Genomic DNA, 25,235 nt, shown 5'->3' with positions numbered 1-25,235 from the left:
CTTTTATAAATCCCGCAGATGGCGGCGTAAGATTTTCCCAACATTGGACTTTGGCATTTCATCGATAAAAGCAATTTTTCTGGGGCGCTTATAACTCGTCATTTGCTGTTTGCAGTACTGAATGACTTGGACCTCGGTTAGCTCCGACTTTTCTTTGACAATATAAGCTTTCACAATCTCCCCAAGCTTGCGGTGCGGGAATCCAATCACCGCGCACTCCCTCACACCCGGCATTAAAGAAATCACCTCCTCGATTTCATTTGGGAATACTTTAAATCCAGCAACAACAATCATGTCCTTCTTACGATCGACAATCTGCACATAACCATCGGAGCTCATGATCCCAATATCACCAGACTTGAAATAGCCATCAGGGGTCATAAATTCTTTGGTCTCTTCAGGCCTATTCCAGTAGCCTGCCATCACTTGTGGCCCCTTGATGCAAATCTCACCAGGCGTACCAAACGGAACTTCTTCACCTTCATCATCCAATATCAAGATGTCTGTACTGGGCACTGGCATACCAATGGATCCAGTAAATTCCTTTACAAACGGCGTATTGACGCAGACTACTGGCGAAGTTTCAGAGAGGCCATAGCCCTGTGCAATCGGAACGCCGGTGAGCTTTTGCCACAGATCGGCAGTTTTCTTGAGTACAGCCATGCCACCACCAATTGTTACCAATAAATTCGGCAACTTCACCTTTGTAAATTCAGGATGATGAATGAGTGCGTGGAAAAGTGTATTAACACCCGGAAAAATATTGATTTCAGGATGCTTTATCAAGAGCTTAATAAAACCAACAATATCTCGTGGATTGGCAACCAATAGTAATTTAGCGCCTTTGCGTATCCCCAAAAGACCGCAAGCAGTCAATGCAAAAATATGGGTCATTGGTAAGGCGCATAAAAAAACGAGTTGTTGCTGCTGCCGATTTTTTAAAGCAGGATCAAGCCAGGACTCAATTTGGATCAGGTTAGCTAAGATATTTCGGTGTAATAAAACGGCGCCTTTCGAAACCCCAGTAGTACCACCGGTATATTGCAAAAAAGCAATATCCTCTGGCGTCAAGTGCGGCTTAGTAAAGCCGTGACCAGCACCAACTTTAAGTGCTTGGTTGAATTTGACGCATGGAAAATTCCAATGCGGAATAAGCTTCTTAATGTGGCGGGCAATCAGATTAACGATTACACCTTTAGGCCCCAGAGTTTCGCCTAAACTACTGACGATCACTTTCTTTACCAAATCTTGGTTGGCAATATCTTGATATATGTGTGCAAAGTTTTCTAGCATCACCAGTATGGATGCACCGCTGTCTTGTAATTGATGCTCGAGCTCACGTGCGGTATAGAGTGGATTGATGTTGACTACAACATAGCCAGCTCGTAGAGTACCCAACATTGCAATCAAGTATTGCGGAACATTCGGGAACATGATGCCAATTCGGGAGCCAGCATCTAGGCCCAAGGTTTGCAAATATGCAGCAAAGTCTTTTGACAGCACATCGAGCTGACGGTAGCTCATTGTGTGACCCATTGACTCTATTGCAATGCGATTGGGGTAAGCCCTAAACGATTCTTCGATAAGCTCAACAATCGATGAATGGCCGGCCAAATCGATCTCATGAGGAACGCCCTCAAGATAATTCTTTAGCCAGGGTTTAGGGGTATTCATCTGGGGAGTATTGGATAGCTAGATTTAAGCTCTCATGAGCTCACCGAGCTTATTCAAATAAAGATCTTGACCATGGTTAACACGATGAGTCCACTCATGACCGGAGTCTTCGTTGGCATCGTCAGTTACGTATTTAAATGATTGCCACGGAATATTAAATTGATAGGCTATATTTGCAATCGCAAACAATTCCATATCCACCACATCCACACCCTGAGAAATCAGCCAAGGATCATGGGCGGTTACAAAACTATCACCAGTACCGCAAGTATGTTCACCACCCATAGATAGATAGTGAGATGGTTTAGGACAGAAAGGTGTTTGACCTCTTGGTGCCAGTGGCACCGTCATCATGTCTCGCTGAATTACTTTGCCGATCTCGAGCAGACCCTGAAGTCCAGCATTGATTTTTCCGACAGTTCCAAAGTTCACTATGCGTTTGGGCTGAAATTCATGAATAGCCCGAATAGTTGCGGCCGTTGCGTTAATCTTGCCAACCCCTGAATACACAATATCCACGCCAGCTGGTAATACGCTTTTGTTGAGCTCAGACTCTAATGCGGTAATAATCAGTAATTGTGTTTTCATATCAGTCAAAAATGAATTTATTAGATTATCTACCTGGAGTGCCTGACTTTCCTAAGCCCGGAATCCTCTTCAGAGACATTTCCCCCCTTCTGGCCGATCCAGCCGCCTTTAAAGAGGCTACCCTGCAGCTTGAGGCTCTTGCAAAGCAGTTCGACTATAGCCACATTTTAGGCATAGAATCGCGCGGCTTTATTTTTGGTACTGCGCTAGCCCATCAGGCTCATAAAGGGCTCGCATTAGCCCGAAAACCGAATAAGCTACCCTTGGCTAGCCATCGAGAATCCTACGGCTTGGAGTACGGCTCTGATTCCCTGGAAATTCAGCAATCTACCCTACCAAAAAATGCGCGTGTATTGATTGTGGATGATGTTTTGGCTACTGGTGGAACTATTATTGCAGCTAGTCAGTTGCTTAAAAATGCAGGATTTGAAGTAGCAGGCGCCTTAACATTTTTAGAGATCGCCGGTTTAAATGGCGGCGACCTTCTAACTCAAAAAGGCATTGCCAATAAAACCGTATTGCTAGCCTAGAGGCTCGATTTACACCAGTTTTTTGGCGCTTTTAAGTAATTTAACGGCACCCCAACCAACCGCCAGGACTTTACTCGCTAGCTTAGGTTTGTAGTGAGCTAAAACTGCAAATGCGCTAGTCCATAACACTGGGGTGTTTTTTATCAAATTGAATGCGTCTACGCCTTTATCAGCCCAAGATAGCGGCTTTTCTATCGGTTCAAAGTGCAAGGCAAAATCAGCGCGCTCTTGCGCGGCCCGCTCCTGAAGGACTTTTTGCCTAGCTTGAAGATCCGACAGCTTTTGACTCATCGTTTAGCAAGCTCCTGACGATCTTTGGCCAACTCAGCAATCGTCGCTTCAAATAATTTAGGCATGGTCTTCAGTGAGCGCAACACTACGAGTGCCAAAATGCAACCAACCGCTAAGAAGCCAGCTGTTAGTAAGCTTAAAGCCAAGATGCGATCGGTCTCCCAGCTGTAAATCACAATCAGCAATGCCAACATGATCAAACCAAAAAATAAGAAAAATAATGTGAAGATCGCCATGACCAGCAAACCGAGAAACTTAGTGCGCGCAATCTGGACATCAGTAGAAATCAACTCCAAACGTGTCTGGGCTATGGAAGCTCCAGTGGAGACCAGATTCTTAAGAGAAGATAAGAGATTTTCTTGTGACATAAGGACCTAGCGACGACGAATGAAAAGGCCAATCAATAGACCAAGGCCAGCAGCAACACCCACTGCCTCCCAAGGATTGCGATGAACAAACTCATCAGCACGCTCAGCAACGACCTTGGCCTTTTCAGTCACGGTACCCTCAACAGATGAGAGGCTTTCTTTTGCATTGTTAAGAGTATCTAAGGCCTTTGAACGAATAGCGCTAAGGGGGCCATCATCATGACTTGCAGTAGCCTTGATGAGATCTTCGGCATCGGCCATGAGCGCTTTGAAGTCGCCAATCAAATTTTCAGAATTGATTTGCGCCTCTTCGTGTGAAGTTGTCGTTTTTTTAGCAGTCATTGCTACTCCTTGCAAATGCTCTTGTTTGGGATGAATAGACTCATTCTAAGCAATTCCACCCTAACCTCACAGTATTAATACTGTCATCCCAGCATTACCTTCCTTGAAATGCTTAAGATAGGCTTTAAGTCCAGGCCTTCTTCCTAGCAGTGCATGGTAGGCCTCGCTACCGAATGCTGTTTGTTCGCCAAAATGATAATCATCCACACGGTCAGAGAAATAGTTATTTTCCAGGGCGTCATGGACAGCCCGCTTAATTCTTCCGCCTTCACCACTAGCTCCGTAGCCATGAATCAAGATAATTACTTTGATGCCCACTTCTGATGCACGGCGGAGTGCAACAGTTAATCGCTCCAAAGCCTCTTCAGCACTTGGGCTATCAAACTTTAGATTCAGAACCAATGTATCGCTATATGGAATAGGAAGCTCTTCGCTGCCGCATTGACGACACTCGCCCAACATACCCCTAGGGTTGCCGCACTCTGGACACTCAAATGAATGGGTCATCAAACGCCTTTACAGCTGATAGGGTAACAACCCATTCATCACAATTTAAGAGCAATATTTCGCTTCCAAAGCAGATGCTGAATTTACTTGATCATCAACCATGCGGTTTAAGGTCATTTGAGCAGCATCTTTATTCTCCTGAACCTTGAGGTTTAAATTGATCAGGCCAGCCACGTCCTTGCGAATAGCGGTATTGCCGTAACGCAAATCCTTCAATGTTGAAACTGCTTCAGCTGAAATCTTGCATTGCTGGCTAACTAATTCAGAAGAATCAGACGAGGTATTTGCATATGCAAATGCAGCTACTGAGATTGAGACAACAGCTAATAGAGTCTTTTTCATCTTATTTCCTTAATTTGTGACCACATGTTGGACAACAACCTGAATCTTTTGCTTTTGTTTTTCTTAAGGCGGCATAGACGCTAGATTCTGAAATTTCCATCTTCCTAGCGGCTTGAGCTGCGGTCATTCCCTTCCCTATCCAATCTAAAGCTTGATGTGTTTTTGGTATCGCTCTTCTCATTTATCCTCCTTTAAAACTACTATACCACAGAAGTTGTGAAGTTGTGAACTTTAGTAATAAATATTTAAACGGGCAGAGGAAAAGGCTCGAATGCTTGAATCAGATGGGATTTAGCAAATGCGTCTACAAGAAGCTGTGGGCATAAAGAGGAAATAGACAATAAAAAAGCCCCGGTTAAGGGGCTTAGTTATTTGTCGTAGCGGCTCAAGCAGTTAAATCACAAGGATTTTGGCGGAGACGAGAGGATTCGAACCTCCGATCAGAGTTTTAGCCCCGATGCTCCCTTAGCAGGGGAGTGCCTTCGACCAGCTCGGCCACGTCTCCCTGCTTGATGCCTTTACAACGACCCACAGTTTAACGGATTCCGTTGGCTGCAGGGTTTTACTGCGGTTTTAAAGCGTTTGCTGCGTATTTTTACTTCTGATCAAGCTCAAAAGCCTTATGGAGAGCGCGTACAGCCAACTCCATATATTTCTCATCAATCACTACTGAAATCTTGATCTCACTGGTGGAGATCATCAGAATATTGATGCCCTCTTCCGATAAGGTGCGGAACATCTTGCTAGCAACGCCAACATGAGAACGCATACCAACACCAACAACGGATACTTTAGAAACCTTAGGGTCACCCGTGATTTCTTTGGCTTCGATATGGGCTTGAACGTTGTTCTTGAGCAAGTCCAAGGCCTTTTGATAATCAGCGCGTGGAACCGTAAAAGTAAAATCAGTCTTACCTTCGAATGATTGGTTCTGGATAATGATGTCCACATCAATATTGGCATCCGCAATTGGACCCAAAATTTGATAAGCGATACCTGGGCGATCAGGAACCCCAAGAACGGTAATTTTTGCTTCATCACGCGCAAAGGCGATGCCGGAAATAACTGCGGCTTCCATAGTGCTGTCCTCTTCAAATGTAATCAAGGTGCCCGACTTCATCTCTTGATCAAGGGGCATCAACGGATCTGTCAGTGATGACAGAACACGGGTTTTAACTTTGTACTTGCCAGCAAACTCGACTGAACGAATCTGCAACACCTTTGAACCTAGACTTGCCATCTCTAGCATTTCTTCAAAAGTAATTTTATCTAGGCGACGAGCATCCTCACATACGCGTGGATCAGTCGTATAAACACCATCAACGTCCGTATAAATTAAGCACTCATCAGCCTTAAGCGCTGCAGCCATTGCAACAGCAGATGTGTCAGAACCACCGCGGCCTAAAGTGGTGATATTGCCATCTGGATCAACACCCTGAAAACCAGTGACAACAACAGCACGTCCAGCATTGAGATCGGCAAGAATTTTCTTGTCATCAATACTCTTGATGCGGGCTTTAGTAAATGAGGAATCCGTGTGGACTGTTACTTGCCAACCAGCATAACTGACCGCGTCAACACCTTCGCGCAGCAATGCTAAGGCCAATAAGCCAGAGCTGACCTGCTCGCCTGTAGAGGCAATTTGATCGAGTTCACGTGGATTTGCATCTGGATTGATATCTTTAGCTAAACCAAGCAAACGATTAGTTTCGCCGGACATAGCAGAGGGCACCACAACTACCTGGTGACCTGCACGCATCCACTTGGCAACGCGTTTAGCGACATTCTGAATGCGCTCAACTGAGCCCATTGAGGTGCCACCATACTTATGAACGATAAGAGCCATAAAAACCGTCGTATTGTCTATTTATTGGGAATTACATTCCCTAGGGTCTAAAAGGGGCTTATTTTACAGGGTTTTATGGCTGTGCTAAGCCTTGTATTGATATACCGGAAGCACTCGCTTGCCGGTAAGCGCTAAATGTGGGTAGCTCACCCCTACTCCAGCAACCGCTACAAGCTGATCATTGATATAGAGCAGCGGCGCCTGACGCTCCCAAGGTGGCGTGCCTGACTCCTGAAAAAGATTCTTGAGTGTTTTGCGTGGGGTATTGGACTTAATTTGGATCTTTTCTGCCCCTTGACGCAATCTCTCCTCAACAAGGCCTTGCGCTTGGGCCTCTTCAACCCAGTTGACAGGTAAACCAAGTGACTTGCTTCGTGCGGGCACATTCTGAAACACCCATTGTCCAACTCTGCGCTCGGTTGCTTGCAAAGTGCCGCGCCACAAATAAATGCTTGCTTCATCATGCCGCCACTCCAGGCTTGAATCCGGCTTTACAGCCATCAGATCTTTCCACCAAGACTCAAGACGCTCCTGGGATGGCATGGCTAAATCATTCAACTTGAGCCAGTAACGCAGTAGATTATTAGCAGCGGGTTTATCTCTCTTAGCAAGCAATAAAAGAGGTTCTAACTTTATGTTCTTACCTTGAAGGATATTTTTACCATCTTGCTTCGCCAAGCGATCAAGCAGTAACTGCGACTGGGCAAGTAAATCTGCACTACGAGCCAGGTTAGCAATTGCGCCCGGCTGAATTTTTTCTAGCCTTGGAATAATTTCTTTACGGAGCGCATTGCGGCGATAGCGCGTATTCTGATTACTTGGATCCTCCACCCATTTGAGTTTGTGCTCTTTGGCGTAGGCCTCTAGCTCGGCCTTGCTTTGATTTAACAAAGGTCGCCAGAGGGTAATGGACTGATTGTCTTTAGCATTGGTACGATTGAGCGGCATACCCGATAAACCCGCTACACCTGATCCTCGCAGGAGTTGCAAGAGCACGGTTTCAGCTTGATCATTTTGGTGGTGCGCCAATAGCAAATCTTGAATGCCATGCTCAACACATAAGTCAGTTAAAGCGTCATAGCGCTCTGCCCTTGCCCTGGCTTCAATATTGCCCTGCGATTGATCTGCGAAATGCAATAAACGGAAATCAAAATGCACTTGGTATTTTTTGGCGAGCTTCTCACAAAACTCTAGCCACTGATCAGCGGACTTTTGAAGTCCATGATGAATATGAAATACCCAAACCTCAGTTGACTCTTTAACGGAATTTGATTGAACTGCCATACAAACGGTATCGAGCAACACAACCGAATCAAGCCCACCACTTAAGGCAAGCCCAATACGCTTGGCTGCTTTAGGTTTTGCTTTAAGACTTGGCTTCGATTTCCTTGAACTTGCCATAGCTCATCAGGCGTTCATGGCGACGCTCAAGAAGCGCATCCACTTTCATACCATCGAAGGTTTTGAGTGACTCAGTCAAAGCTTTACGCATGCTGCTCATCATGGTGTCATAGTCACGATGTGCGCCGCCAGTTGGCTCAGCAACGATCTTGTCGATCAAGCCGAGTACCTTTAAACGTTGAGCAGTCAAACCTAACTGCTCAGCAGCCTCTGGCGCCTTATCAGCAGTCTTCCAGAGAATGGATGCGCAGCCTTCAGGTGAAATCACAGAATAAGTAGAGTTTTGCAACATCAACACCACGTCACCCATGGCGATTGCTAATGCACCGCCGGAACCGCCTTCACCAATAATGGTGGCAATGATGGGCACTTCTAACTCAGCCTGAACGTACAGATTATGTCCAATCGCCTCAGATTGATTGCGCTCTTCTGCATCGATACCCGGAAATGCACCCGGTGTGTCAACAAAAGTGAACACCGGTAATTTAAATTTTTCAGCTAAGCGCATCACCCGCTTTGCTTTACGGTAACCCTCAGGACGACTCATACCAAAGTTTCTGAGAGCACGCTCTTTAGTGTCGCGACCTTTTTGATGGCCAATTACTACACAAGGCTGATTCTCAAAACGGGCTAAGCCAGTAATGATGGATTGATCATCTGCAAAATTGCGATCACCATGAAGCTCATGAAAATCCGTAAACAATGCACTCACGTAATCCAGGGTGTAAGGACGCTGTGGATGACGCGCAACTTGCGAGACCTGCCATGGGCTTAAGTTGGCATAAATGTCTTTAGTTAGTTGCTGACTTTTTTCAGTAAGCGTTTTGATCTCATCAGAAATGTCTACAGATGATTCATCTTGCACAAATTGCAGCTCTTCAATCTTTGACTCTAGTTCAGCGATTGACTGCTCAAAATCCAGGAAAGTCGTTTTCATAGCTAGATTTTAATATTCAACGGGAGCGGGGTCGATACTTCTCCACATATACCAGGTGGCAACCGTGCGCCAAGGGGCCCAATTTGCAGCCACTTCACGGGCTTCATGCCTGCTGACAGGCTCTCCACTGAAGTAATTGAGGGAAATGGCCTTTATGAGGCCTACGTCGTCCAGGGGGAGGATATTGGGGCGAATCATGTTGAACATGAGGAACATTTCAGCGGTCCAGCGGCCAATACCCCGAATTTCACACAATTCCTTAATGATGGCCTCGTCTTCCATCCCTTTCCACTGATTGGCATGCAAACGACCGGAGTCGAAGTGTTCAGCCAAATCACGGATATATTCCACTTTGCGACCGGACAAGCCAGCTGCACGCAAATCTTCAATACTTAAGGAAAGAATATTTTTGGGGTTTACTTTATTTTTTGAAGCCAGCAACACCCTATTCCAAACAGTCTGAGCTGCAGCTACAGAAATCTGCTGACCAACAATTGCTCGTGCAAGAGTTGTAAATGCATCACCACGCGTTTTCAAAAAACCAGAACCATGTTTAGGAATCAATTTTTTTAGAATACGGTCATGCTTCATCAACTCAGCACAAGCATGCTCCCAATACTCTGGAGCTACTTCTTCAAAAATGGCTTGCTCAACTACCTTAGTCAAAATACATTCTCAATCACAATTTGAATTACTAAACTTTAACTTCTACGCCATTCGGTGAGACCACCCGGCTTGTCTTCCAATACTACGCCCTGCTCCAATAAAGTTTTACGAATTAAATCTGCTTTTGCGAAATCTTTGGCCTGCTTGGCGTTAATTCGGGCGGCAATCTGCTCCTCAATATCAATGGCAGATAAAGCTGCATCACCACCTCGAGAACCCTCTTGCAAAAATACAGTTGGATCACGTTGCAAGAAATTGAGCGTTCCAGCAAGACCTTTCAGGGTACGAGCCAAATGCGCTTTCTCATCACCCTGTGCACGATTGACCTCGCTTGCCAAATCAAATAATGCTGCGATAGCCTCGGGTGTATTGAAGTCATCATTCATTGCATCAGCAAAGCGCTTTGCCCATGATGAATGGGGGTCCACAGCCTGATTACCAATCGGCGCTTGGGCTAAGGCTGTGTAAAGACGCACTAAACCAGAGCGAGCCTCCTCAAGCTGAGCGTCGCTATAGTTAATCGGACTGCGATAGTGTGCGCGCAACATAAAGAAGCGTAGAACCTCGGGATCAAAATTTTTCAGTACATCACGGATTAAGAAAAAATTGCCCAATGACTTGGACATCTTTTCTTCATTCACCCGAATGTGGCCGTTATGCATCCAGTAATTTACAAATGGTGCATCACTTGCTTTATGGTCTTGGCCATAGAGAGCTCCCTCGCTCTGAGCAATCTCATTCTCGTGATGAGGAAACTGCAAATCAGCGCCGCCGCCATGTATATCAAAGTGCTCGCCCAACAAATCACAAGACATAGCAGAACACTCGATATGCCAACCAGGACGCCCTTCACCCCAAGGGGATTTAAAGCGCGTATCAGCAGGTTCCTCTGATTTTGCGCTCTTCCACAAAACAAAATCCAAGGGGTCACGTTTGCCACCCCCAACAGCAACACGCTCACCAGCATTTAATTCATCAAGGGATTTTCCAGAAAGGCGACCGTAATCTGGGAATAGCCGAACAGCGAAATTGACATCCCCATCCTCGCCTTGATAGGCCAATTCTTTTTCAATCAAGCGGCCGATAATGCCCTGCATCTGCGCTATGTAATCGGTTGCGCGGGGCTCATGGTCTGGATGCATCAAACCCAACTCGTCTGAGTCAGCATGCATAGCGTCAATAAAACGCTGTGTCAGAGCAGAGATTGGCTCGCCATTCTCAATTGCACGATTGATGATCTTGTCATCAATATCGGTGATGTTGCGGACATAAACGACTTCGTAGCCACTCGCCCTTAACCAGCGCACCACCATATCAAACACAATCATCACACGGGCATGCCCAATGTGGCAAAAGTCGTAAACCGTCATCCCACAGACATACATCTTCACCTTACCCGGCTCAATGGGTTTAAAGGCCTGTTTAGAACGACTGAGGGTGTTATAGATTTGCAGCATAGGGGCTATAAAGGTGGGCAAGTAGCGCCAATTTGTTAGACTGAGCGCTGAGTATATCGAATGAGCCCGTTTTTCACCCCACCCCCTATGCCAGTTAACCTTTTTTCAGTACGTCCAGCCCATTTAGCTGGCTTGAGCACTATATTTACCGCCATAACACTTGTGGGCTGCAGCACCCCTGGTCAACAGCTGGCAGACGCTGAAATCAAGGCTCTAAATAGCGCTCCTGCTACAGCACAAGGTACTCAAGCACCCTATTTGGGCTCATATGGTCCCAATGACCCCCCGAGACTAGCTGGGAATGACGCTGGATATGATCAGTTCAACTCTGAGCTCTCAGACTCTGTAGCCGTTCCATTTCTTTCGTTTTTAATTATTGAGCCGGATCCGGTCACTAAAAATGGTGTTCCATCAGATATCGAAAAGCTTGTTAAAGCTAAAAAATATCTAGAAGCCATTGACCAAATTGATCAACGCCTCAAGAAAACCCCAGGCAATGTTCAACTTCGTTACCTTAAAGCGCGCATACAGATTGAACTCCGCCAGTGGGGCCCAGCTAAAAAGACCTTGATTGAAATTACCCAGCAGTTTCCAGAACTACCTGAGCCTTATAACAACTTGGCAGCACTAGCAGCAAATCAAGGCAATTGGATTGAAGCGCGAGATTATTTAGAGCTCGCCTTAAAGTTGCGCCCCACTTACACAGTTGCCTCAGCCAACTTAGGCGAAGTCTATATTCGGCTTGGGGCACAGGCTTATGACAATGCCGCAAAAGATGCAGCACTGAATCAGCGCCAGTACACCAACCGTGCAAAAGCTTTAATGGAAATACTAAAGCCACCTAAAAAGGTGGCTGCGCCAGCCGCACCAACCGCTCCAGCGGCACCAGAATCCAAATAATTTTTTACTGTTTTTATCTACTAACTCACCAGAAAGTTAATTCATCATGGCTCAAGTTTTACTCAAAACCAACAAGGGCGATATCACCCTCACACTAGATGCGGCTAAAGCGCCAAAGACTGTAGCGAACTTTTTAGAGTATGTAAAAAGTGGTCACTACGATGGCACCATTTTTCATCGCGTGATTGATAATTTTATGATTCAAGGCGGCGGCATGACTGCTGGCCTCAAAGAAAAATCTTCTGGCGCTCAAATTGAGAATGAGGCAAATAATGGCCTCAAAAATGAACGTGGCACAGTGGCGATGGCCCGCACCAGCGACCCACACTCTGCAACAGCCCAATTTTTTATTAACGTAAATGACAATGATTTTTTAAACCATACCGCTCCAAACGCCCAAGGCTGGGGTTATGCTGTTTTTGGCAAGGTGACTGATGGTCTTGATGTGGTTGATGTCATCCGCAAAGTGAAGACTGGTAACTCTGGATTTCATCAAGATGTTCCTGCAGAAGACGTTGTTATTGAAAAGGCAACGGTTCTCGAGTAATGATTCCGCAATACGCGAGCGCGCTGCTCATTTCGGATTTACATCTCACGCCGTCAATGCCCTTGACGGCGCAACGATTCTTCGATTTTTGTGAGAAAGATGCGCCTAAGGTAGAAGCCGTATTCATCTTGGGTGACTTATTTGAGTATTGGGTTGGTGACGATGCCGCCCTACACTCACCCTTTCAACAAGAAGTAAAACATGCGCTCGCAACACTTTCTACCAAAGTCAAAACCTATTACCTTCATGGCAATAGAGATTTTTTAGTCGGCAAGCATTTCTTGAGTAAAACCGGCATGACCTTATTGACTGATCCAAGCAAAATCAATGTTGCCGGCTCTGAGTATGTGCTGTGTCACGGTGACTCACTGTGTACGGCTGACATTGGCTATCAAGCTTTCCGCGGGTGGGTTCGCAAACCATGGATCCAAAAACTATTCTTGAGATTGCCTCTGAATTGGCGTCGCTCGATTGCCAATCAACTGCGTAGCAATAGTGGCGTGCAATACCAACGTGCGATGAACTCTGCCGTCGATGGTGCACAAGCCAAAACAGATGTCACCCTTGCAGCCTGTGCTGCAGTCTTAAGAGATCAGGCCGGAAATCAGTTGATTCATGGTCACACCCATCTACCCAAACATCATGAGGAACATCTGATAGACCAAACATGGCAACGCTGGGTACTGTCAGATTGGGATTTAGATCACCCAGAGAGTGGGCGACCACGCGCAAGTGCATTACTCATTAATCAAAACGGTGTGCATTACACCGATTTGATTAAAGCTTAATCACCTACTGAATTTAGCAGCTTGAGTATTTAGACAGGCACTGCACCATTTGTGCAAAGATGCGTGGGTTCGCACACATCACTTCACCGCTTTGCAAGAAACCTTCTTCACCACGGTAATTACCGATTAGGCCACCAGCCTCAGTAATTAATAAAGCGCCTGCAGCCATATCCCATGGCTTGAGATCGCTCTCAAAAAATCCATCGTAACGACCAGCTGCAACGTAGGCTAAATCTAAAGATGCGGCACCTGGACGACGCAGACCAGCGCAATTACGTGACATGTCTGCAAAGATTTTTAAATACTTTTCCAAGTCCTGATCTTCGCGATAAGGAAAGCCAGTGCCCAGCAAAGAATTAGCTAGACGATCTTGAGTCGCGACACGTAAACGCCGACGATCTAGATAGGCACCCGCACCTCGTGTAGCGGTAAAAAGTTCGTCGCGAGTTGGGTCATACACTACAGCTTGCTGGGTTACACCATTCACTGACAGAGCAATCGAAACTGCATATTGCGGGAAACCATGGATAAAGTTCGTTGTGCCATCTAAGGGATCGATGATCCATACGTTTTCAGCATCCGCATTTTGAGCACCAGTCTCTTCAGCTAAAAAGCCATGCGTTGGATAAGCTTCGCTGAGCGTTTCAATAATGGCCGCTTCAGCCTGTCTGTCCACCTCGGTTACAAAGTCATTATGTTGTTTGCGGTCAACCTGGAGACGCTCTAAATTGAGAGAAGCTCTATTAATCACGGTTCCGGCACGACGGGCAGCCTTAACGGCCACATTTAACATGGGATGCATAGTATTGATGGACAAATTAAATAAGAACAAGCTCACCAAATTGCAAACTGCAGGACAATAAGGAGCTAACACCCTGATTCTAAACGATTGCTCATTTGATCTCCAAAGCCTCTAGAGAATTCCTGTTGATATGAATACCGCGCAAGCACAGTTAATTCGCTGGGTCCTAGTTGAAACCAGCCACCCCGGAAATGTCGGTTCGGCTGCACGCGCACTCAAAACCATGGGGTTTAAGGATCTGCGGCTAATTTCCCCAAAAATTACAGGGGTTGCCCAGGCACCTGAGGCAATAGCCCTGGCCAGCGGAGCTGCTGATATCTTGGAATCTAGCCAAGAATCTGCCTCCCTAGAATCTGCCGTGCAAGACTGTGCACTTGTCCTGGGGCTCACTAGCCGCGATCGTGAATTTGGGCCACCGGCCTTAAATTGGCAAGATGCACGCCCCCTAATACAGGCGGCTATTGAAGGTAAGCAGAGGGTTGCCCTACTATTTGGTCCAGAGCGAACCGGGCTCGATAACCGCCATCTATCACTTTGCACTCACCGAGTATGGCTTGATGCAAATCCACTGTATCCCTCGCTGAACCTTGCTCAAGCGCTGATGGTTTGCGCCTTCACACTTAGAGAGTCTCTAAGCGAAGATTCAGACTCTGCACCTTTGGGCGGCAATTTAGAACCGGTCGATTTTGCGGACCCAGCAGCGGTGGCTGCCATGTTGGAGCACTGGCGCGAAGGACTGGAGGCGATTGGCTACCTTGATCCATCCAATCCAAAGAAGCTCATGCCTCGCTTACAAGCGCTATTTGCAAGAACGCGTCTTCACAAAGAAGAAATCGACCTTCTGCGTGGCATTGCCAAGCAGATGCTCTTAAGAAAATAAATTTGGCCTTTACCCGTTAAAATCGATGCATGTTTAATTCGCTTTTCGACCAAGTCGACTCCATTATTGTTCGCGACCCCGCCGCGAGAAATCGTCTCGAGGTCATCACTTGCTATCCAGGTTTGCATGCCGTATGGATACATCGAGCCTCACATGGCTTGTGGAATATGGGTCTGAAATGGATTGCTCGACTCCTGTCGATGCTGGCTCGCTTTATTACCGGCATTGAAATTCATCCTGGAGCCAAGATTGGTCGTCGGGTATTTTTGGACCACGGTCTTGGCATTGTGATTGGAGAGACTACTGAAATCGGTGATGACTGCACCATCTATCAAGGCGTCACTTTAGGCGGAACCTCTTTATACAAAGGGGTGAAACGTCACCCTACTTTAGGCAAAGGTGTTGTCATTAGTGCAGGAGCCAAAGTTCTGGGTGGCTTTACCGTGGGAGACGGCGCTCGCGTTGGATCAAATGCAGTAGTGCTAAAAGAAATCCCCGCTGGTGCAACTGCAGTCGGAATACCCGCACGCATTTTGCATCCTGACTTACCTCAGGCAAGCAAGCCTGACAGCAAAGTTAAAGAATATTTTTCAGCTTATGGTGTAACGCCAAATGTAGATGATCCCGTCTCCATGGCACTAAAAGGTTTGATTGATGCAACTTTGGAGCAAGAGGCCAAAATTGCTAGCCTTGAAAAGGCGCTAGCAAAGCTCAGCAATATGCCAGCATCGGATGCCAGCGGATCAAGCGATACCACGCGCGATCTAGGTGCCTTAAAAGAGTGGCTTAAAGAGTAATTTAGTGCAAGGTTGGTGATGAACTACCGGCATCAGTAATACCGCCTAGGATTTCATCATCCTCATCTTCATCATCGGAATCATCTGGCATTCCAAATGCGAATGCTTCAGCGCCCTCAGGATGGCGATTTTCAATTTCCTCATCAGTAGCGGCACGAATGTCTTCTACTTGTACCCAAAATCGCAGGGCCATACCAGCCAGCGGGTGATTGCCATCTAAAACTACTTGGCTATCAGCCACATCGGTAACGGTATAAATCAAAGGTTCATCATCGGCATCGCTAGGATCAAGCTCTTCCTCTTCAGCATCGGGCACGCCCTCAAATTGCATACCTACTTCCAAGGGCTCAGGAAAGCGCGCACGAGGCTCAATCTTCAATAACTCGGGATCGTACTCGCCAAAGGCCTCATTAGGCTCAAGTTGAATGGTTGCTTCGTAACCAACGTCTTGACCATCGAGCAAAGTTTCAATCTTCGGAAAAGTGCCCTCATAACCGCCGTGCAGGTATACCATCGGAGAATCCGGTTCCTCGATAATATTGTTTTGCGCATCTGTTAATTTGTAGCGCAGGGATACAACGGTATTTTTTTCGATCTTCATGCGTAATTCATTCGACATTGTGTTTTAAACAGCTTTTTACTTATATGACAGCATTTTACTTGAGCAAGCCCTACGAGCCACCGCAGGCGCCCCAAAATCTTCTGCTAGATCAGCCATGGGCGCTTCTGGGGGGCAATAGCCCGCAACAGTTCATGAAAACCTATTGGCATAAAAAACCGCTTTTAGTGCGCGGCGCCATCCCTGCTTTTGAACTTGCCAAGCAGACGGGGAAGCCCATCTCTAGCCCAATATCAGCAGAAGAGCTTTTCAACATATCGGGTAATGACGTAGTTGAATCCAGATTAATTCAAGCTAATCCTTGGTCCTTTTCAGATGGTCCATTTAAAAAGAGATCCATCCCTTCACTCGAGTCACGGGACTGGACCCTCCTACTGCAAGGCATGGAAGCAAGACACCCTGCCGCTGCAACAATTCTCTCCTGGTTCCGCTTTATTCCAGACGCGCGCTTAGATGACTTAATGATTAGCATTGCAGGTCGCGGCGGTGGCGTTGGCCCTCACTTTGATTCCTATGACGTGTTTCTCATTCAGATGTCGGGTCGCAGGCGCTGGCGCATTTCAGAACAAAAGGATTTGAGCCTGAGCCCTGATTTGCCTCTGAAGATCCTAAAACATTTTCAAGTTGAGCAGGAGTGGGATCTGGAGCCAGGAGACATGCTGTATTTACCACCGCATGTTGCTCATGATGGCATTGCTTTAGACGCTGGTTGCCAAACCTGGTCAGTTGGATTTAGAGCGCAAAGTTATAAAGAAATCTTACAAGAAGGTTTGTGGCGATTAGCTGAATCACTTGAAGATATTCCAGGGCTAGAAAAGCGTTTTGCCGACCCACAACAAGGAGCGACAGATTCAGCTGAGCAACTACCAGAAGAAATTATTAAACAGCTGTCACAAAAATTAAAAGGTTTGAAGCTAGATCGTGTAGAGACGTTTCTGCCTGGCATTGCCGCATATCTGAGTGAGCCAAAACCCCAAGCTTACTTTGATGGCACGTCAAATGATCTTTCAGCTAAGGAATTTCAGCGCCGACTGAGTAAGCAATCCTTGCGACCACACCCCCAAACCAGATTGATCGCCTTGGGTCCTCAGATTTATTGCAATGGCGAAGAAGTAACGAGCGGACAAACCGGCAAGACACAAAAGGCTTGGCAATCACTGGCTGCAAAGAAGGAATTTAAGGGTGCCATAGGCGAAATTGTGGCAAATAATAGCCTTTTTGAGGCGTTTGAAGCTGGTTGGCTGGTTTTCTAGCTCTGATCGGAAGATAGCTATAATGAATACTAGAAAGTACTTAAGGGGTAACCCTGTACCTTCCTTGTATTAATAACCGGTTATTAATGATTTTTTTTAGAGGAAATTACAAATGAAGAAGTCACTCGCACTCGTAGCAATGTTGGCAATCGCTTTGGCCGCTTGCGGTAAGAAAGAAGAAGCAAAACCTGTAGAAGCTGCTCCTGCTGCTCCTGCTGCTGCTCCAGCTGCTGACGCTCCTGCTGCTGCTCCTGCTGCTCCTGCTGCTGCTCCTGCTGCTGACGCTAAGAAGTAATCTTCTTCTTGAAGAGAAAAAAGCCGCTAATAGCGGCTTTTTTATCGTCCAGAGTTTGTGTAACTCGATAACTTACCTAGCCATTTGCTCCGTAAGCAAGGTGAGGAGCTGTAAACCGGCTGCAGTATTTTCTGGCTTACCATCCGCGTCTTGAACGTAGATGCTTGAAGAATTATCCCCAGTTGATTTAACCAGGACGAGATATTTCTTAGCCTTCAGGCTGGAATCATCTTTACTACTAAAGAGGTTTGAAAAGAATCCTTTGGTATCACCCAAGTCTTTGGGATTCACGTAGCGCACGTAGTAAACACCATTTGCACGGTTACGATCTTCAACAGTAAAGTTAGAGCGATCCAAGGCGAGGCCTGTGTCACGCCAGGCACGATCAAAGCCAGCGGCTATTTCAATATGGGCAGCATTCACACCCTCTTGAACTAATTTTGCTTTTGGAGTTTTAGGGCCCAATGGCGCAGCAACTTGAGCCTTAGCCATTTCTTGAGTCATACCCAAACGCTCCATCAAACGCGCTAGAAATGCTGCCTCGAGCTCAGGATCATTCGGTCGAGACTCCCAGATAGTGTAGTTGCAGGCACCACTGTTATCGCTAACGCACTTCTCAATTGCACCGCGTTGGGTAATAAAGATTTCCGTCTGATTGGCACCGCTAACTTCCAAACGTGTTTTGTAGCGATCTCTTTCGCCGGTATCATATATTGAGTCCAAGGCACTTCCAAGAGCTTTGCGAATAAAATCTTGAGAAACCTTAGCACGATTTTCTGCCCAATCAGTCTCCATGATACCGGTTGATGGTGAGTCAATCACCAATAGGAAACCATTCTCTTGCCAAAAATCTTTAATTTGCGGGTAGAGTTCGGGGGCTGGCTTTTCAACTACAAGCCAACGACGCTCGCCATCACGCGCAATACGCATGCCCGGAATACCGGTCATCACGCTCTTGCGGGTCTGGACTGATTTTTTAACGGCAGCGTTGTACTCAGACATCGTGGCAGAACCATCCTGAACGATGTAGCGACGATCAGCCTGCGCTGTGATGAGATCCGGCGGATAAGATAAGTTCGGACCACGCACTGCACCTGTAGTCTTGTAATCAACTGTGTCGTTAGTACCTAATGATTTGCATCCAAGCAAAGCAAGGCTTGTTAGAGATAGGATTAATAAAGCTGCGCAGTGTTGGCGCAAGAGTTGCATCAAATTCATCATAGTAAGCCGGCCTGTTTCATTGCAGTCTTCAAGGGTTCACGCAAAGCAACACTTAAAGGGGTTAAAGGTAAACGAATTCCAGCGGTGACTTTGCCCATCTCGTGCAGAGCCCATTTCACGGGTATTGGATTTGCCTCGGTAAACATGGCTTTATGAACAGCCAGTAATTGATATTGAATAGCGCGTGTTCGCACAACATCATCAGACATTGCAGCCTGACACAACTCATGCATCAATCGGGGTGCGATATTAGCGGTAACAGAAATATTACCTTTACCACCCATGAGCATGAGCATTGCGGCACTCAAATCATCACCTGAAAATACAGAAAAATCTTCATGTCCTGCGCGCTTGAGATCTGCTAACAATAAAGTACCGCGCTCGATGCTACCGGTGGCATCTTTAATACCGATGACTCCAGGAACGCCAGCCAGGCGGACTGTTGTCTCTCCAGCAAGATCGGCCACTGTTCTGCCGGGGACGTTATACAGGATCACAGGCAAGTCTACAGACTCAGCAATTTTCTTGAAGTGGACATACATGCCCTCTTGCGTTGGCTTGTTGTAATAAGGAACTACTTGTAGGCTGGCATCAGCACCAACGGACTTAGCAAAATTCGTTAACTCGATTGCCTCAGTGGTGGAATTTCCTCCAGTACCAGCAATCACAGGAATACGCCCAGCAATATGATCGACTGTTACTTTGATCAACTCGCAATGTTCTTCAACTGATACTGTTGGGGATTCACCGCTGGTACCAACAATCACGATGCCATCAGAACCTTCAGCAACATGCCAATCAAGCAAAGAACGTAAGGCCGGAAAATCCAGACCTCCATCCTCGAACATCGGCGTCACAATGGCAGGCATACTGCCTGCGATAGGCTTTTTACTGGCTTGGGAAGATGTTTTAGTAGTCACTGAATGTGTCTGAATTATCTGAATGTTAACCACCAAATTGTAACGGAATGAACCCTTTTAAATGCCCTTTTACGGCACAAATCCGCTGAACCATAGCTGGTTTAGGGTGATCAAGGTAAATATCCTCATAAGCAATCACTTTCAGGCCAGAACGCTGCGCCAAAGCAAGTAATTCAGCGGGTTTTAGCAAGAAATTGGGATTTGAGGGTTTACCAAATTCAGCATTCCCATCGGCAAAGGTTTCATAGATTAAAACCCCGCCCTCGCTCAGCATATTAGGCAACTCATCCAAGAATGGACGATAGAGGTAATTGGTCACCACAATTCCAGAAAAATACTGGCCTAGCAGGGGCCAATCAGAGCCTTCCAGATCAAGCTCTCGAGCTTGAATGCGGGCATCTTTTAGAGATTGCAGTGCAGAAATATCCTGGTCAACAGCCAAAACGGTCAAACCTTGAGCTGCGAGTAAAGCTGCATGCCTGCCAGCTCCGCATGCGAGATCTAATACGACCCCTTCTTTTGGAATAGCCGCTGCAAAACGCCTAACCCAAGGTGAGGCATCCGCAATGACATCATGATTTGCCATTAAAGAACCAGCCTTAGTCGTATGCCAAGCCCATAGCTTCGCGCACCTCGCGCATGGTTTCTTGGGCAACCTTGCGAGCCTTGTCAGAACCATCCGCAATAATGGAGCGCAATAAGCTAGGATCATCGAGGTACTTCTGAGCGCGCTCAAACATTGGCTGTTGCTCTGCCAGAATAGCGTCGATTACAGGCTGTTTGCACTCTAGGCAACCAATACCAGCAGACTGGCATTCTTTTTGCACCCAGGTCTTGGTGTCTTCATTCGAATAGACGGTATGCAACTGCCACACTGGGCAACGCGCAGGATCACCCGGGTCAGTTCTGCGGACTCGCGCGGGATCTGTTGGCATCGTACGGATTGAGCGAATCACCTCTTCAGGCTTTTCACGAATGGAAATCGTATTGCCGTAAGATTTGGACATTTTTTGCCCATCAATACCCGGCATACGTGATGCTGTTGTTAGCAAAGCCTGTGGCTCAGGCAGAATGATTTTGCGAGCGCCTTCCAAGAAACCAAATAATCTTTCACGGTCAGCCATCGAGAGACTTTGTGCCTCCTGCAACAATGCCTTGGCCTCTTCTAGCGCCTCATCATCACCCCGCTCCTGAAACGCTATGCGTAGTTCAGCGTACATCTTGGCGCGTTTACTACCCAATTTCTTAACCGCTTCTAGGGCTTTCTCTTCAAAGCCAGGCTCACGGCCATAAAGATAATTAAAGCGACGCGCTACTTCACGCGTCATCTCCACGTGTGGCACCTGATCTTCGCCCACCGGCACAAACTGAGCGCGATACATGAGAATGTCAGCAGCCTGTAGCAAGGGGTAACCCAAGAAACCATAGGTCTGCAAATCTTTTTCTTTGAGTTTCTCGATTTGATCTTTATAGGTGGGAACACGCTCTAACCAACCCAGTGGAGTACCCATGGACAACAATAAAAATAGCTCTGCATGCTCAGGGACTTTGCTCTGAATAAATAAAGTAGCTTGGTTTGGATCAACGCCACAGGCCAACCAGTCAATCACCATGTCCCATACGGATTGCTCAATGACATCCGGGGTTTCATAGTGCGTGGTTAAGGCATGCCAGTCTGCTACAAAAAAATAGCAGGGATACTCAGACTGCAAGCGAACCCAATTCTTTAAAACGCCATGGTAGTGGCCGAGGTGCAAGCTACCAGTTGGTCGCATGCCAGAGAGAACGCGTTCTTCAAACATCTTGATCTTTATTCTGTAAGGGTAATTAAAACTGGTTAAGCAAATAGGAAATCGATTAGTGGAAGAGCGACCATACTGGTGTTAAGTGGTCAGGCAAATGCGGTAAGACACCAAGATCAATATAACTCTCTTCTGGATCATGAAAATCTGATCCACGAGAAGCCATAAATCCATAGTGTTGGGCAATCTTGCCATAGGTTTGATATTGATTCGGGCTATGACTACCGGTAATCACTTCAATAGCCATCCCACCAATATCCTTGAAGTGTTTATACAGTTCATCCATCTGCATCGCACTCAGCTTATAACGGCCGGGGTGCGCAATCACAGCAGCCCCGCCAGCTGCTTTAATCCAAGCAACGGCATTATCCAATGTTGCCCAAAGGTGTGGCACATAACCAGGCTTATCTTCAACCAGATAATTCTTAAACACTTGATCGGTGTCGCGACATACCCCCTGCTCAACTAAAAACCGTGCAAAGTGTGTACGTGAAATCAGTTCGTGATTGCCTGCAAAATGCAATGCGCCTTCATATGCGCCAGGGATACCAGCTTTCAACAGCTGCTCCGCCATCTGCTTAGCGCGATTACCGCGACCCTCGCGAGTCATCCGCAATCCCTCGAGAATTCCTGCATGGGCAGCATCAATACCTAGACCCACAATATGAATAGTCTGCCCCATCCAGGTCACTGAAATCTCAACCCCAGAAAGATAATCCATACCAAGCGAACTTGCGGCAGCTTGCGCACGCTCCTGCCCTCCCAGCTCGTCATGATCTGTTAGGGCCCATAAACGTACGCCATTCGCATAGGCACGTTCGGCCAACTGCTCAGGCGTAAGGGTTCCATCAGAAACAACGGAATGGGAGTGCAAGTCTGCGTTGAGGACGGAATGACTGGTCATGACCCTATTTTAGGTCAAGCTGGTATCGATTACCCGGCGAGGCGCATCTAGGTAATCGCGGGACTGCATTTCAATTAAGCGAGAAACCGTTCTGGAGAACTCACTAGTAATTTGACCTTCAGTGTACAAATCAACAGCTGGGACCTCTGCAGAGATGATTAGCTTGATTTTATGGTCATATAGGACATCAATCAGCCAAATAAAGCGACGGGCCTCATTGGTCATTCTAGGAGGCATATAAGGCACGCCAGACAAAATTACCGTATGAAAGAGCTTAGCAATCTCCAAATAGTCATTTTGGGATCTTGGACCGCAGCACAGCGTTTGGAAGTCAAACCAGACTACCCCTTCAGCCATGTGCAAGGGCCTTAACTCTCGAGACTCAATACGAAGCACCGGCTTGGCTGTTTCTTTTTGATTGCCAATGAGCGTTTTAAACATCTGCATGAGAACGGTATGTGTCTCTGCATTGACTGGGGTGAGATAGGCCTCAACTTGAGCCATCTGCACTCGGCGATAGTCATTACCAGCATCAACGTTCATCACATCAAGCTGCTCTTCCAACAATTTAATAGCAGGTAGCAGACGATCGCGATGCAAGCCATTAGGATACAGCTGACTAGGTTGATAATTTGAGGTCATCACAAACTGGACGCGGTCTTCAAAGAGCGCACTGAGCAGGCGATACAAAATCATGGCATCGGCGATGTCATTGATATGGAACTCATCAAAACAAATTAGTCGATAGCGCTTAGCAATTCTTTTGGAAAGCTCATCTAATGGATCAGCCATTCCAGAGAGCTCATGAAGCTCACGGTGAACTTCTCGCATGAACTCATGAAAATGAATGCGAATCTTTTTTTCTAAGGGGGATGCCGCAAAGAAGCAATCCATAAGAAAGGATTTACCGCGACCTACTCCACCCCATAGATAAACCCCACGAGGTAACTTTGGTTTGAACAGCTTCTTCTTTAAGCCATTACTGCGGATTTCTTTATAAGCAATCCACTCGTCTTCACAGCGCTGTAAGCGCTCAATGGCAGCAAGCTGCGCGGGATCACTGTGATACCCGCGCGCCTTTAACTCTTGATGGTAATACTCTAATGCTTTCAATTACATGTTTAATGCACGTTTATCCGTCGCTAATGCTGCTTCGCGAACCACTTCCGATAAGCTTGGATGTGGGTGACAGATACGAGCAATATCTTCAGCTGCTGCTTTGAATTCCATCGCTACAGCTGCTTCAGCAATTAAGTCAGAGGCATTAGGCCCAATGATATGAACACCTAAGATTTCATCGGTTTTCTCGTCAGCCAAGACTTTAACAAAACCATCAGCACGATCCATACCCAGGGCACGACCGTTAGCAGCAAATGGGAACTGGCCTGCTTTGTAAGCAATACCAGCTTGTTTTAGCTGCTCTTCAGTTTTACCAACCCATGCAATTTCTGGATCGGTGTAAATAACCCAAGGAATACAGTTGTAATCAATATGGGGTTTTTGACCGGCGATTGTCTCAGCAACGAGCACACCTTCATCTTCAGCTTTATGAGCCAACATAGGTCCACGCACTACGTCACCCACAGCGTAAACGCCCGGTGCTGCTGTTGCACAGGTGTGATCATCGATTGGAATAAATCCGCGCTCATCTACCTTAAGGCCAATTTTATCAAGGCCTAATTTTTCAGTATTTGGAACACGACCAACAGACACAATTAAACGGTCACACTCTAATTTCTGAGCCTTGCCTTCACTATCGGTGTAGTTAACAACAACACCCTTCTTGTCAGCTTTGACTTCACCAATCTTGACGCCCATATTTATTTTGAGGCCTTGCTTGGTGAAAATCTTGTGCGCTTCTTTAGCAATACCTTGATCGCAAGCACCCAAGAAAGTGGGGAGCGCTTCCAGAATAGTCACATCAGAGCCAACGCGGCGCCATACAGAGCCAAGCTCCAAACCGATTACACCAGCACCAATGACACCAAGCTTCTTCGGAATGGAATCAAACTTCAAGCCACCTTCATTGTCGCTAATTAAAACGTTATCAACTGGAATACCAGGTAAATGACGAGCTTTAGATCCGGTTGCAATGATCACATTTTTAGCGGTCACCACTTCTTTATCTTTGCCATCAATTTTGACTTGGTAGCCATCGGCACCCTTGCCTTCAAAAGAAGCATGACCTTTCAATAAGGTAATTTTATTTTTGCGAAACAAGAACTGAATACCAGCAGTCATCTTCGTCACAATCGCATCTTTACGAGCGATCATCTTGCCGGAGTCGAGCTTCACTGACCCTACGGTAATACCGTGGTCGGCAACGTGATGACTGATCTTCTCAAATTCTTCAGAAGAGGCCAGCAAGGCTTTGGAAGGAATACAACCCACGTTCAAGCAAGTTCCACCTAAGCGTGGCTCACCTTTTGGATCGTCATAGGCATTCGATTCTGCGCAAGCAACCTTGAAGCCGAGTTGTGCTGCACGGATAGCGGCGATGTAGCCGCCAGGGCCACCGCCGATAACTAATACGTCAAATGATTGGCTCATATTCTTCC

At 46.6% G+C, this 25,235-nt stretch carries 29 protein-coding genes and 1 tRNA gene; 8 read left to right on the top strand and 22 right to left on the bottom strand.

What is annotated here, in order from left to right:
* Positions 1 to 3 precede the first annotated feature (3 nt).
* Positions 4 to 1,674: an AMP-binding protein gene (locus FD971_RS04630; RefSeq protein ID WP_215334956.1), complete on the bottom strand. Its 1,671-nt coding sequence runs from the start codon at positions 1,672 to 1,674 to the stop codon at positions 4 to 6.
* Positions 1,675 to 1,698: 24 nt separating this feature from the next.
* Positions 1,699 to 2,262 carry a 5'-methylthioadenosine nucleosidase gene (locus FD971_RS04625; protein ID WP_215334954.1) on the bottom strand — a complete coding sequence of 188 codons (564 nt, stop codon included), beginning with the start codon at positions 2,260 to 2,262 and terminating at the stop codon, positions 1,699 to 1,701.
* Between the two features lie 11 nt (positions 2,263 to 2,273).
* Between FD971_RS04625 and FD971_RS04620 the strand changes: the two genes are divergently transcribed.
* Positions 2,274 to 2,792: an adenine phosphoribosyltransferase gene (locus FD971_RS04620; protein ID WP_215334952.1), complete on the top strand. Its 519-nt coding sequence runs from the start codon at positions 2,274 to 2,276 to the stop codon at positions 2,790 to 2,792.
* 9 nt (positions 2,793 to 2,801) lie between these two features.
* Here the strand turns inward: FD971_RS04620 and FD971_RS04615 are convergent, their stop codons facing one another.
* The 11 genes from FD971_RS04615 to cysS all read right to left on the bottom strand — a co-directional run bounded on the left by FD971_RS04615 (position 2,802) and on the right by cysS (position 10,949).
* A complete protein-coding gene (locus FD971_RS04615; protein ID WP_215334950.1) occupies positions 2,802 to 3,083 on the bottom strand; it encodes a YqjK-like family protein in 282 nt (93 codons plus the stop codon).
* A complete protein-coding gene (locus tag FD971_RS04610; protein WP_215334948.1) occupies positions 3,080 to 3,451 on the bottom strand; it encodes a phage holin family protein in 372 nt (123 codons plus the stop codon). The genes FD971_RS04615 and FD971_RS04610 overlap by 4 nt, the downstream gene beginning before the upstream one ends.
* 6 nt (positions 3,452 to 3,457) lie before the next feature.
* Complete coding sequence (locus FD971_RS04605) at positions 3,458 to 3,793, bottom strand: YqjD family protein (protein ID WP_215334946.1); 336 nt, start codon at positions 3,791 to 3,793, stop codon at positions 3,458 to 3,460.
* Between the two features lie 66 nt (positions 3,794 to 3,859).
* Complete coding sequence (locus FD971_RS04600; RefSeq protein ID WP_215334944.1) at positions 3,860 to 4,300, bottom strand: Smr/MutS family protein; 441 nt, start codon at positions 4,298 to 4,300, stop codon at positions 3,860 to 3,862.
* Positions 4,301 to 4,345: 45 nt separating this feature from the next.
* Complete coding sequence (locus FD971_RS04595) at positions 4,346 to 4,642, bottom strand: hypothetical protein (RefSeq protein WP_215334942.1); 297 nt, start codon at positions 4,640 to 4,642, stop codon at positions 4,346 to 4,348.
* A gap of 410 nt (positions 4,643 to 5,052) precedes the next feature.
* A tRNA-Ser gene (locus tag FD971_RS04590) sits at positions 5,053 to 5,147 on the bottom strand.
* 90 nt (positions 5,148 to 5,237) lie between these two features.
* Complete coding sequence (locus FD971_RS04585) at positions 5,238 to 6,488, bottom strand: aspartate kinase (RefSeq protein ID WP_215334940.1); 1,251 nt, start codon at positions 6,486 to 6,488, stop codon at positions 5,238 to 5,240.
* Positions 6,489 to 6,572: 84 nt separating this feature from the next.
* The gene (gene tilS / locus FD971_RS04580; RefSeq protein ID WP_215334938.1) at positions 6,573 to 7,889 is read right to left on the bottom strand and encodes a tRNA lysidine(34) synthetase TilS; all 1,317 of its coding nucleotides are present in this window, start codon (positions 7,887 to 7,889) and stop codon (positions 6,573 to 6,575) included.
* Complete coding sequence (locus tag FD971_RS04575) at positions 7,855 to 8,826, bottom strand: acetyl-CoA carboxylase carboxyltransferase subunit alpha (RefSeq protein WP_215334936.1); 972 nt, start codon at positions 8,824 to 8,826, stop codon at positions 7,855 to 7,857. The genes tilS and FD971_RS04575 overlap by 35 nt, the downstream gene beginning before the upstream one ends.
* 9 nt (positions 8,827 to 8,835) lie before the next feature.
* Positions 8,836 to 9,492, bottom strand: a complete 657-nt coding sequence (locus FD971_RS04570) for a DNA-3-methyladenine glycosylase (protein WP_251368681.1) — start codon at positions 9,490 to 9,492, stop codon at positions 8,836 to 8,838.
* Between the two features lie 35 nt (positions 9,493 to 9,527).
* Positions 9,528 to 10,949 (bottom strand): cysteine--tRNA ligase, encoded by a 1,422-nt coding sequence (cysS, locus tag FD971_RS04565; protein ID WP_215334934.1) that lies wholly within the window; start codon positions 10,947 to 10,949, stop codon positions 9,528 to 9,530.
* A gap of 87 nt (positions 10,950 to 11,036) precedes the next feature.
* Between cysS and FD971_RS04560 the strand changes: the two genes are divergently transcribed.
* Genes FD971_RS04560 through FD971_RS04550 form a run of 3 tightly spaced genes read left to right on the top strand, consistent with a single transcriptional unit; the run spans position 11,037 to position 13,184 of the window.
* Complete coding sequence (locus tag FD971_RS04560; RefSeq protein ID WP_251368680.1) at positions 11,037 to 11,849, top strand: lipopolysaccharide assembly protein LapB; 813 nt, start codon at positions 11,037 to 11,039, stop codon at positions 11,847 to 11,849.
* Positions 11,850 to 11,895: 46 nt separating this feature from the next.
* Positions 11,896 to 12,396, top strand: coding sequence for a peptidylprolyl isomerase (locus FD971_RS04555; RefSeq protein WP_215334930.1), 501 nt, complete (start codon positions 11,896 to 11,898; stop codon positions 12,394 to 12,396).
* On the top strand, positions 12,396 to 13,184 hold the full coding sequence (locus FD971_RS04550; RefSeq protein WP_215334928.1) for a UDP-2,3-diacylglucosamine diphosphatase: 789 nt from the start codon (positions 12,396 to 12,398) through the stop codon (positions 13,182 to 13,184). The genes FD971_RS04555 and FD971_RS04550 overlap by 1 nt, the downstream gene beginning before the upstream one ends.
* A gap of 13 nt (positions 13,185 to 13,197) precedes the next feature.
* Here the strand turns inward: FD971_RS04550 and FD971_RS04545 are convergent, their stop codons facing one another.
* Positions 13,198 to 13,986, bottom strand: coding sequence for an inositol monophosphatase family protein (locus FD971_RS04545; protein ID WP_215334926.1), 789 nt, complete (start codon positions 13,984 to 13,986; stop codon positions 13,198 to 13,200).
* A gap of 130 nt (positions 13,987 to 14,116) precedes the next feature.
* Between FD971_RS04545 and FD971_RS04540 the strand changes: the two genes are divergently transcribed.
* Both FD971_RS04540 and cysE read left to right on the top strand, forming a co-directional pair.
* Positions 14,117 to 14,866: an RNA methyltransferase gene (locus tag FD971_RS04540; protein WP_215334924.1), complete on the top strand. Its 750-nt coding sequence runs from the start codon at positions 14,117 to 14,119 to the stop codon at positions 14,864 to 14,866.
* Between the two features lie 29 nt (positions 14,867 to 14,895).
* Positions 14,896 to 15,663 (top strand): serine O-acetyltransferase, encoded by a 768-nt coding sequence (gene cysE, locus FD971_RS04535; protein WP_215334922.1) that lies wholly within the window; start codon positions 14,896 to 14,898, stop codon positions 15,661 to 15,663.
* A 1-nt stretch (position 15,664) separates the two neighbouring features.
* On the opposite strand, the gene FD971_RS04530 is transcribed toward cysE, so the two are convergent.
* Positions 15,665 to 16,264: a peptidylprolyl isomerase gene (locus tag FD971_RS04530; protein ID WP_215334920.1), complete on the bottom strand. Its 600-nt coding sequence runs from the start codon at positions 16,262 to 16,264 to the stop codon at positions 15,665 to 15,667.
* Between the two features lie 44 nt (positions 16,265 to 16,308).
* Between FD971_RS04530 and FD971_RS04525 the strand changes: the two genes are divergently transcribed.
* Positions 16,309 to 17,535: a cupin domain-containing protein gene (locus FD971_RS04525; protein WP_215334918.1), complete on the top strand. Its 1,227-nt coding sequence runs from the start codon at positions 16,309 to 16,311 to the stop codon at positions 17,533 to 17,535.
* Between the two features lie 112 nt (positions 17,536 to 17,647).
* Positions 17,648 to 17,830 carry a hypothetical protein gene (locus tag FD971_RS04520; RefSeq protein ID WP_215334916.1) on the top strand — a complete coding sequence of 61 codons (183 nt, stop codon included), beginning with the start codon at positions 17,648 to 17,650 and terminating at the stop codon, positions 17,828 to 17,830.
* Between the two features lie 72 nt (positions 17,831 to 17,902).
* On the opposite strand, the gene bamC is transcribed toward FD971_RS04520, so the two are convergent.
* From bamC to lpdA, 7 genes are all read right to left on the bottom strand, one after another.
* A complete protein-coding gene (bamC, locus tag FD971_RS04515; RefSeq protein WP_215334914.1) occupies positions 17,903 to 19,051 on the bottom strand; it encodes an outer membrane protein assembly factor BamC in 1,149 nt (382 codons plus the stop codon).
* Positions 19,048 to 19,920: a 4-hydroxy-tetrahydrodipicolinate synthase gene (dapA, locus tag FD971_RS04510; RefSeq protein WP_215335196.1), complete on the bottom strand. Its 873-nt coding sequence runs from the start codon at positions 19,918 to 19,920 to the stop codon at positions 19,048 to 19,050. Before dapA ends, bamC begins: the two co-directional genes overlap by 4 nt.
* Positions 19,921 to 19,996: 76 nt before the next feature.
* Entirely contained in the window at positions 19,997 to 20,557 is a 561-nt protein-coding gene (locus FD971_RS04505; protein ID WP_215334912.1) for a bifunctional 2-polyprenyl-6-hydroxyphenol methylase/3-demethylubiquinol 3-O-methyltransferase UbiG, read from the bottom strand.
* A 13-nt stretch (positions 20,558 to 20,570) separates the two neighbouring features.
* Positions 20,571 to 21,773, bottom strand: a complete 1,203-nt coding sequence (locus tag FD971_RS04500; RefSeq protein ID WP_215334910.1) for a tryptophan--tRNA ligase — start codon at positions 21,771 to 21,773, stop codon at positions 20,571 to 20,573.
* A gap of 55 nt (positions 21,774 to 21,828) precedes the next feature.
* Entirely contained in the window at positions 21,829 to 22,677 is an 849-nt protein-coding gene (locus tag FD971_RS04495; RefSeq protein WP_215334908.1) for a 3',5'-nucleoside bisphosphate phosphatase, read from the bottom strand.
* Between the two features lie 9 nt (positions 22,678 to 22,686).
* The gene (gene zapE / locus FD971_RS04490) at positions 22,687 to 23,790 is read right to left on the bottom strand and encodes a cell division protein ZapE (protein ID WP_215334906.1); all 1,104 of its coding nucleotides are present in this window, start codon (positions 23,788 to 23,790) and stop codon (positions 22,687 to 22,689) included.
* Positions 23,791 to 25,227: a dihydrolipoyl dehydrogenase gene (lpdA, locus tag FD971_RS04485; protein ID WP_215334904.1), complete on the bottom strand. Its 1,437-nt coding sequence runs from the start codon at positions 25,225 to 25,227 to the stop codon at positions 23,791 to 23,793.
* Between the last annotated feature and the right edge of the window lie 8 nt (positions 25,228 to 25,235).

The sequence above is a fragment of the Polynucleobacter sp. AP-Ainpum-60-G11 genome (assembly GCF_018688375.1).
Lineage (GTDB): Bacteria > Pseudomonadota > Gammaproteobacteria > Burkholderiales > Burkholderiaceae > Polynucleobacter.
Note: the sequence above shows the minus strand (reverse complement) of the source record. Positions and strands in the feature narration are given on the sequence as shown.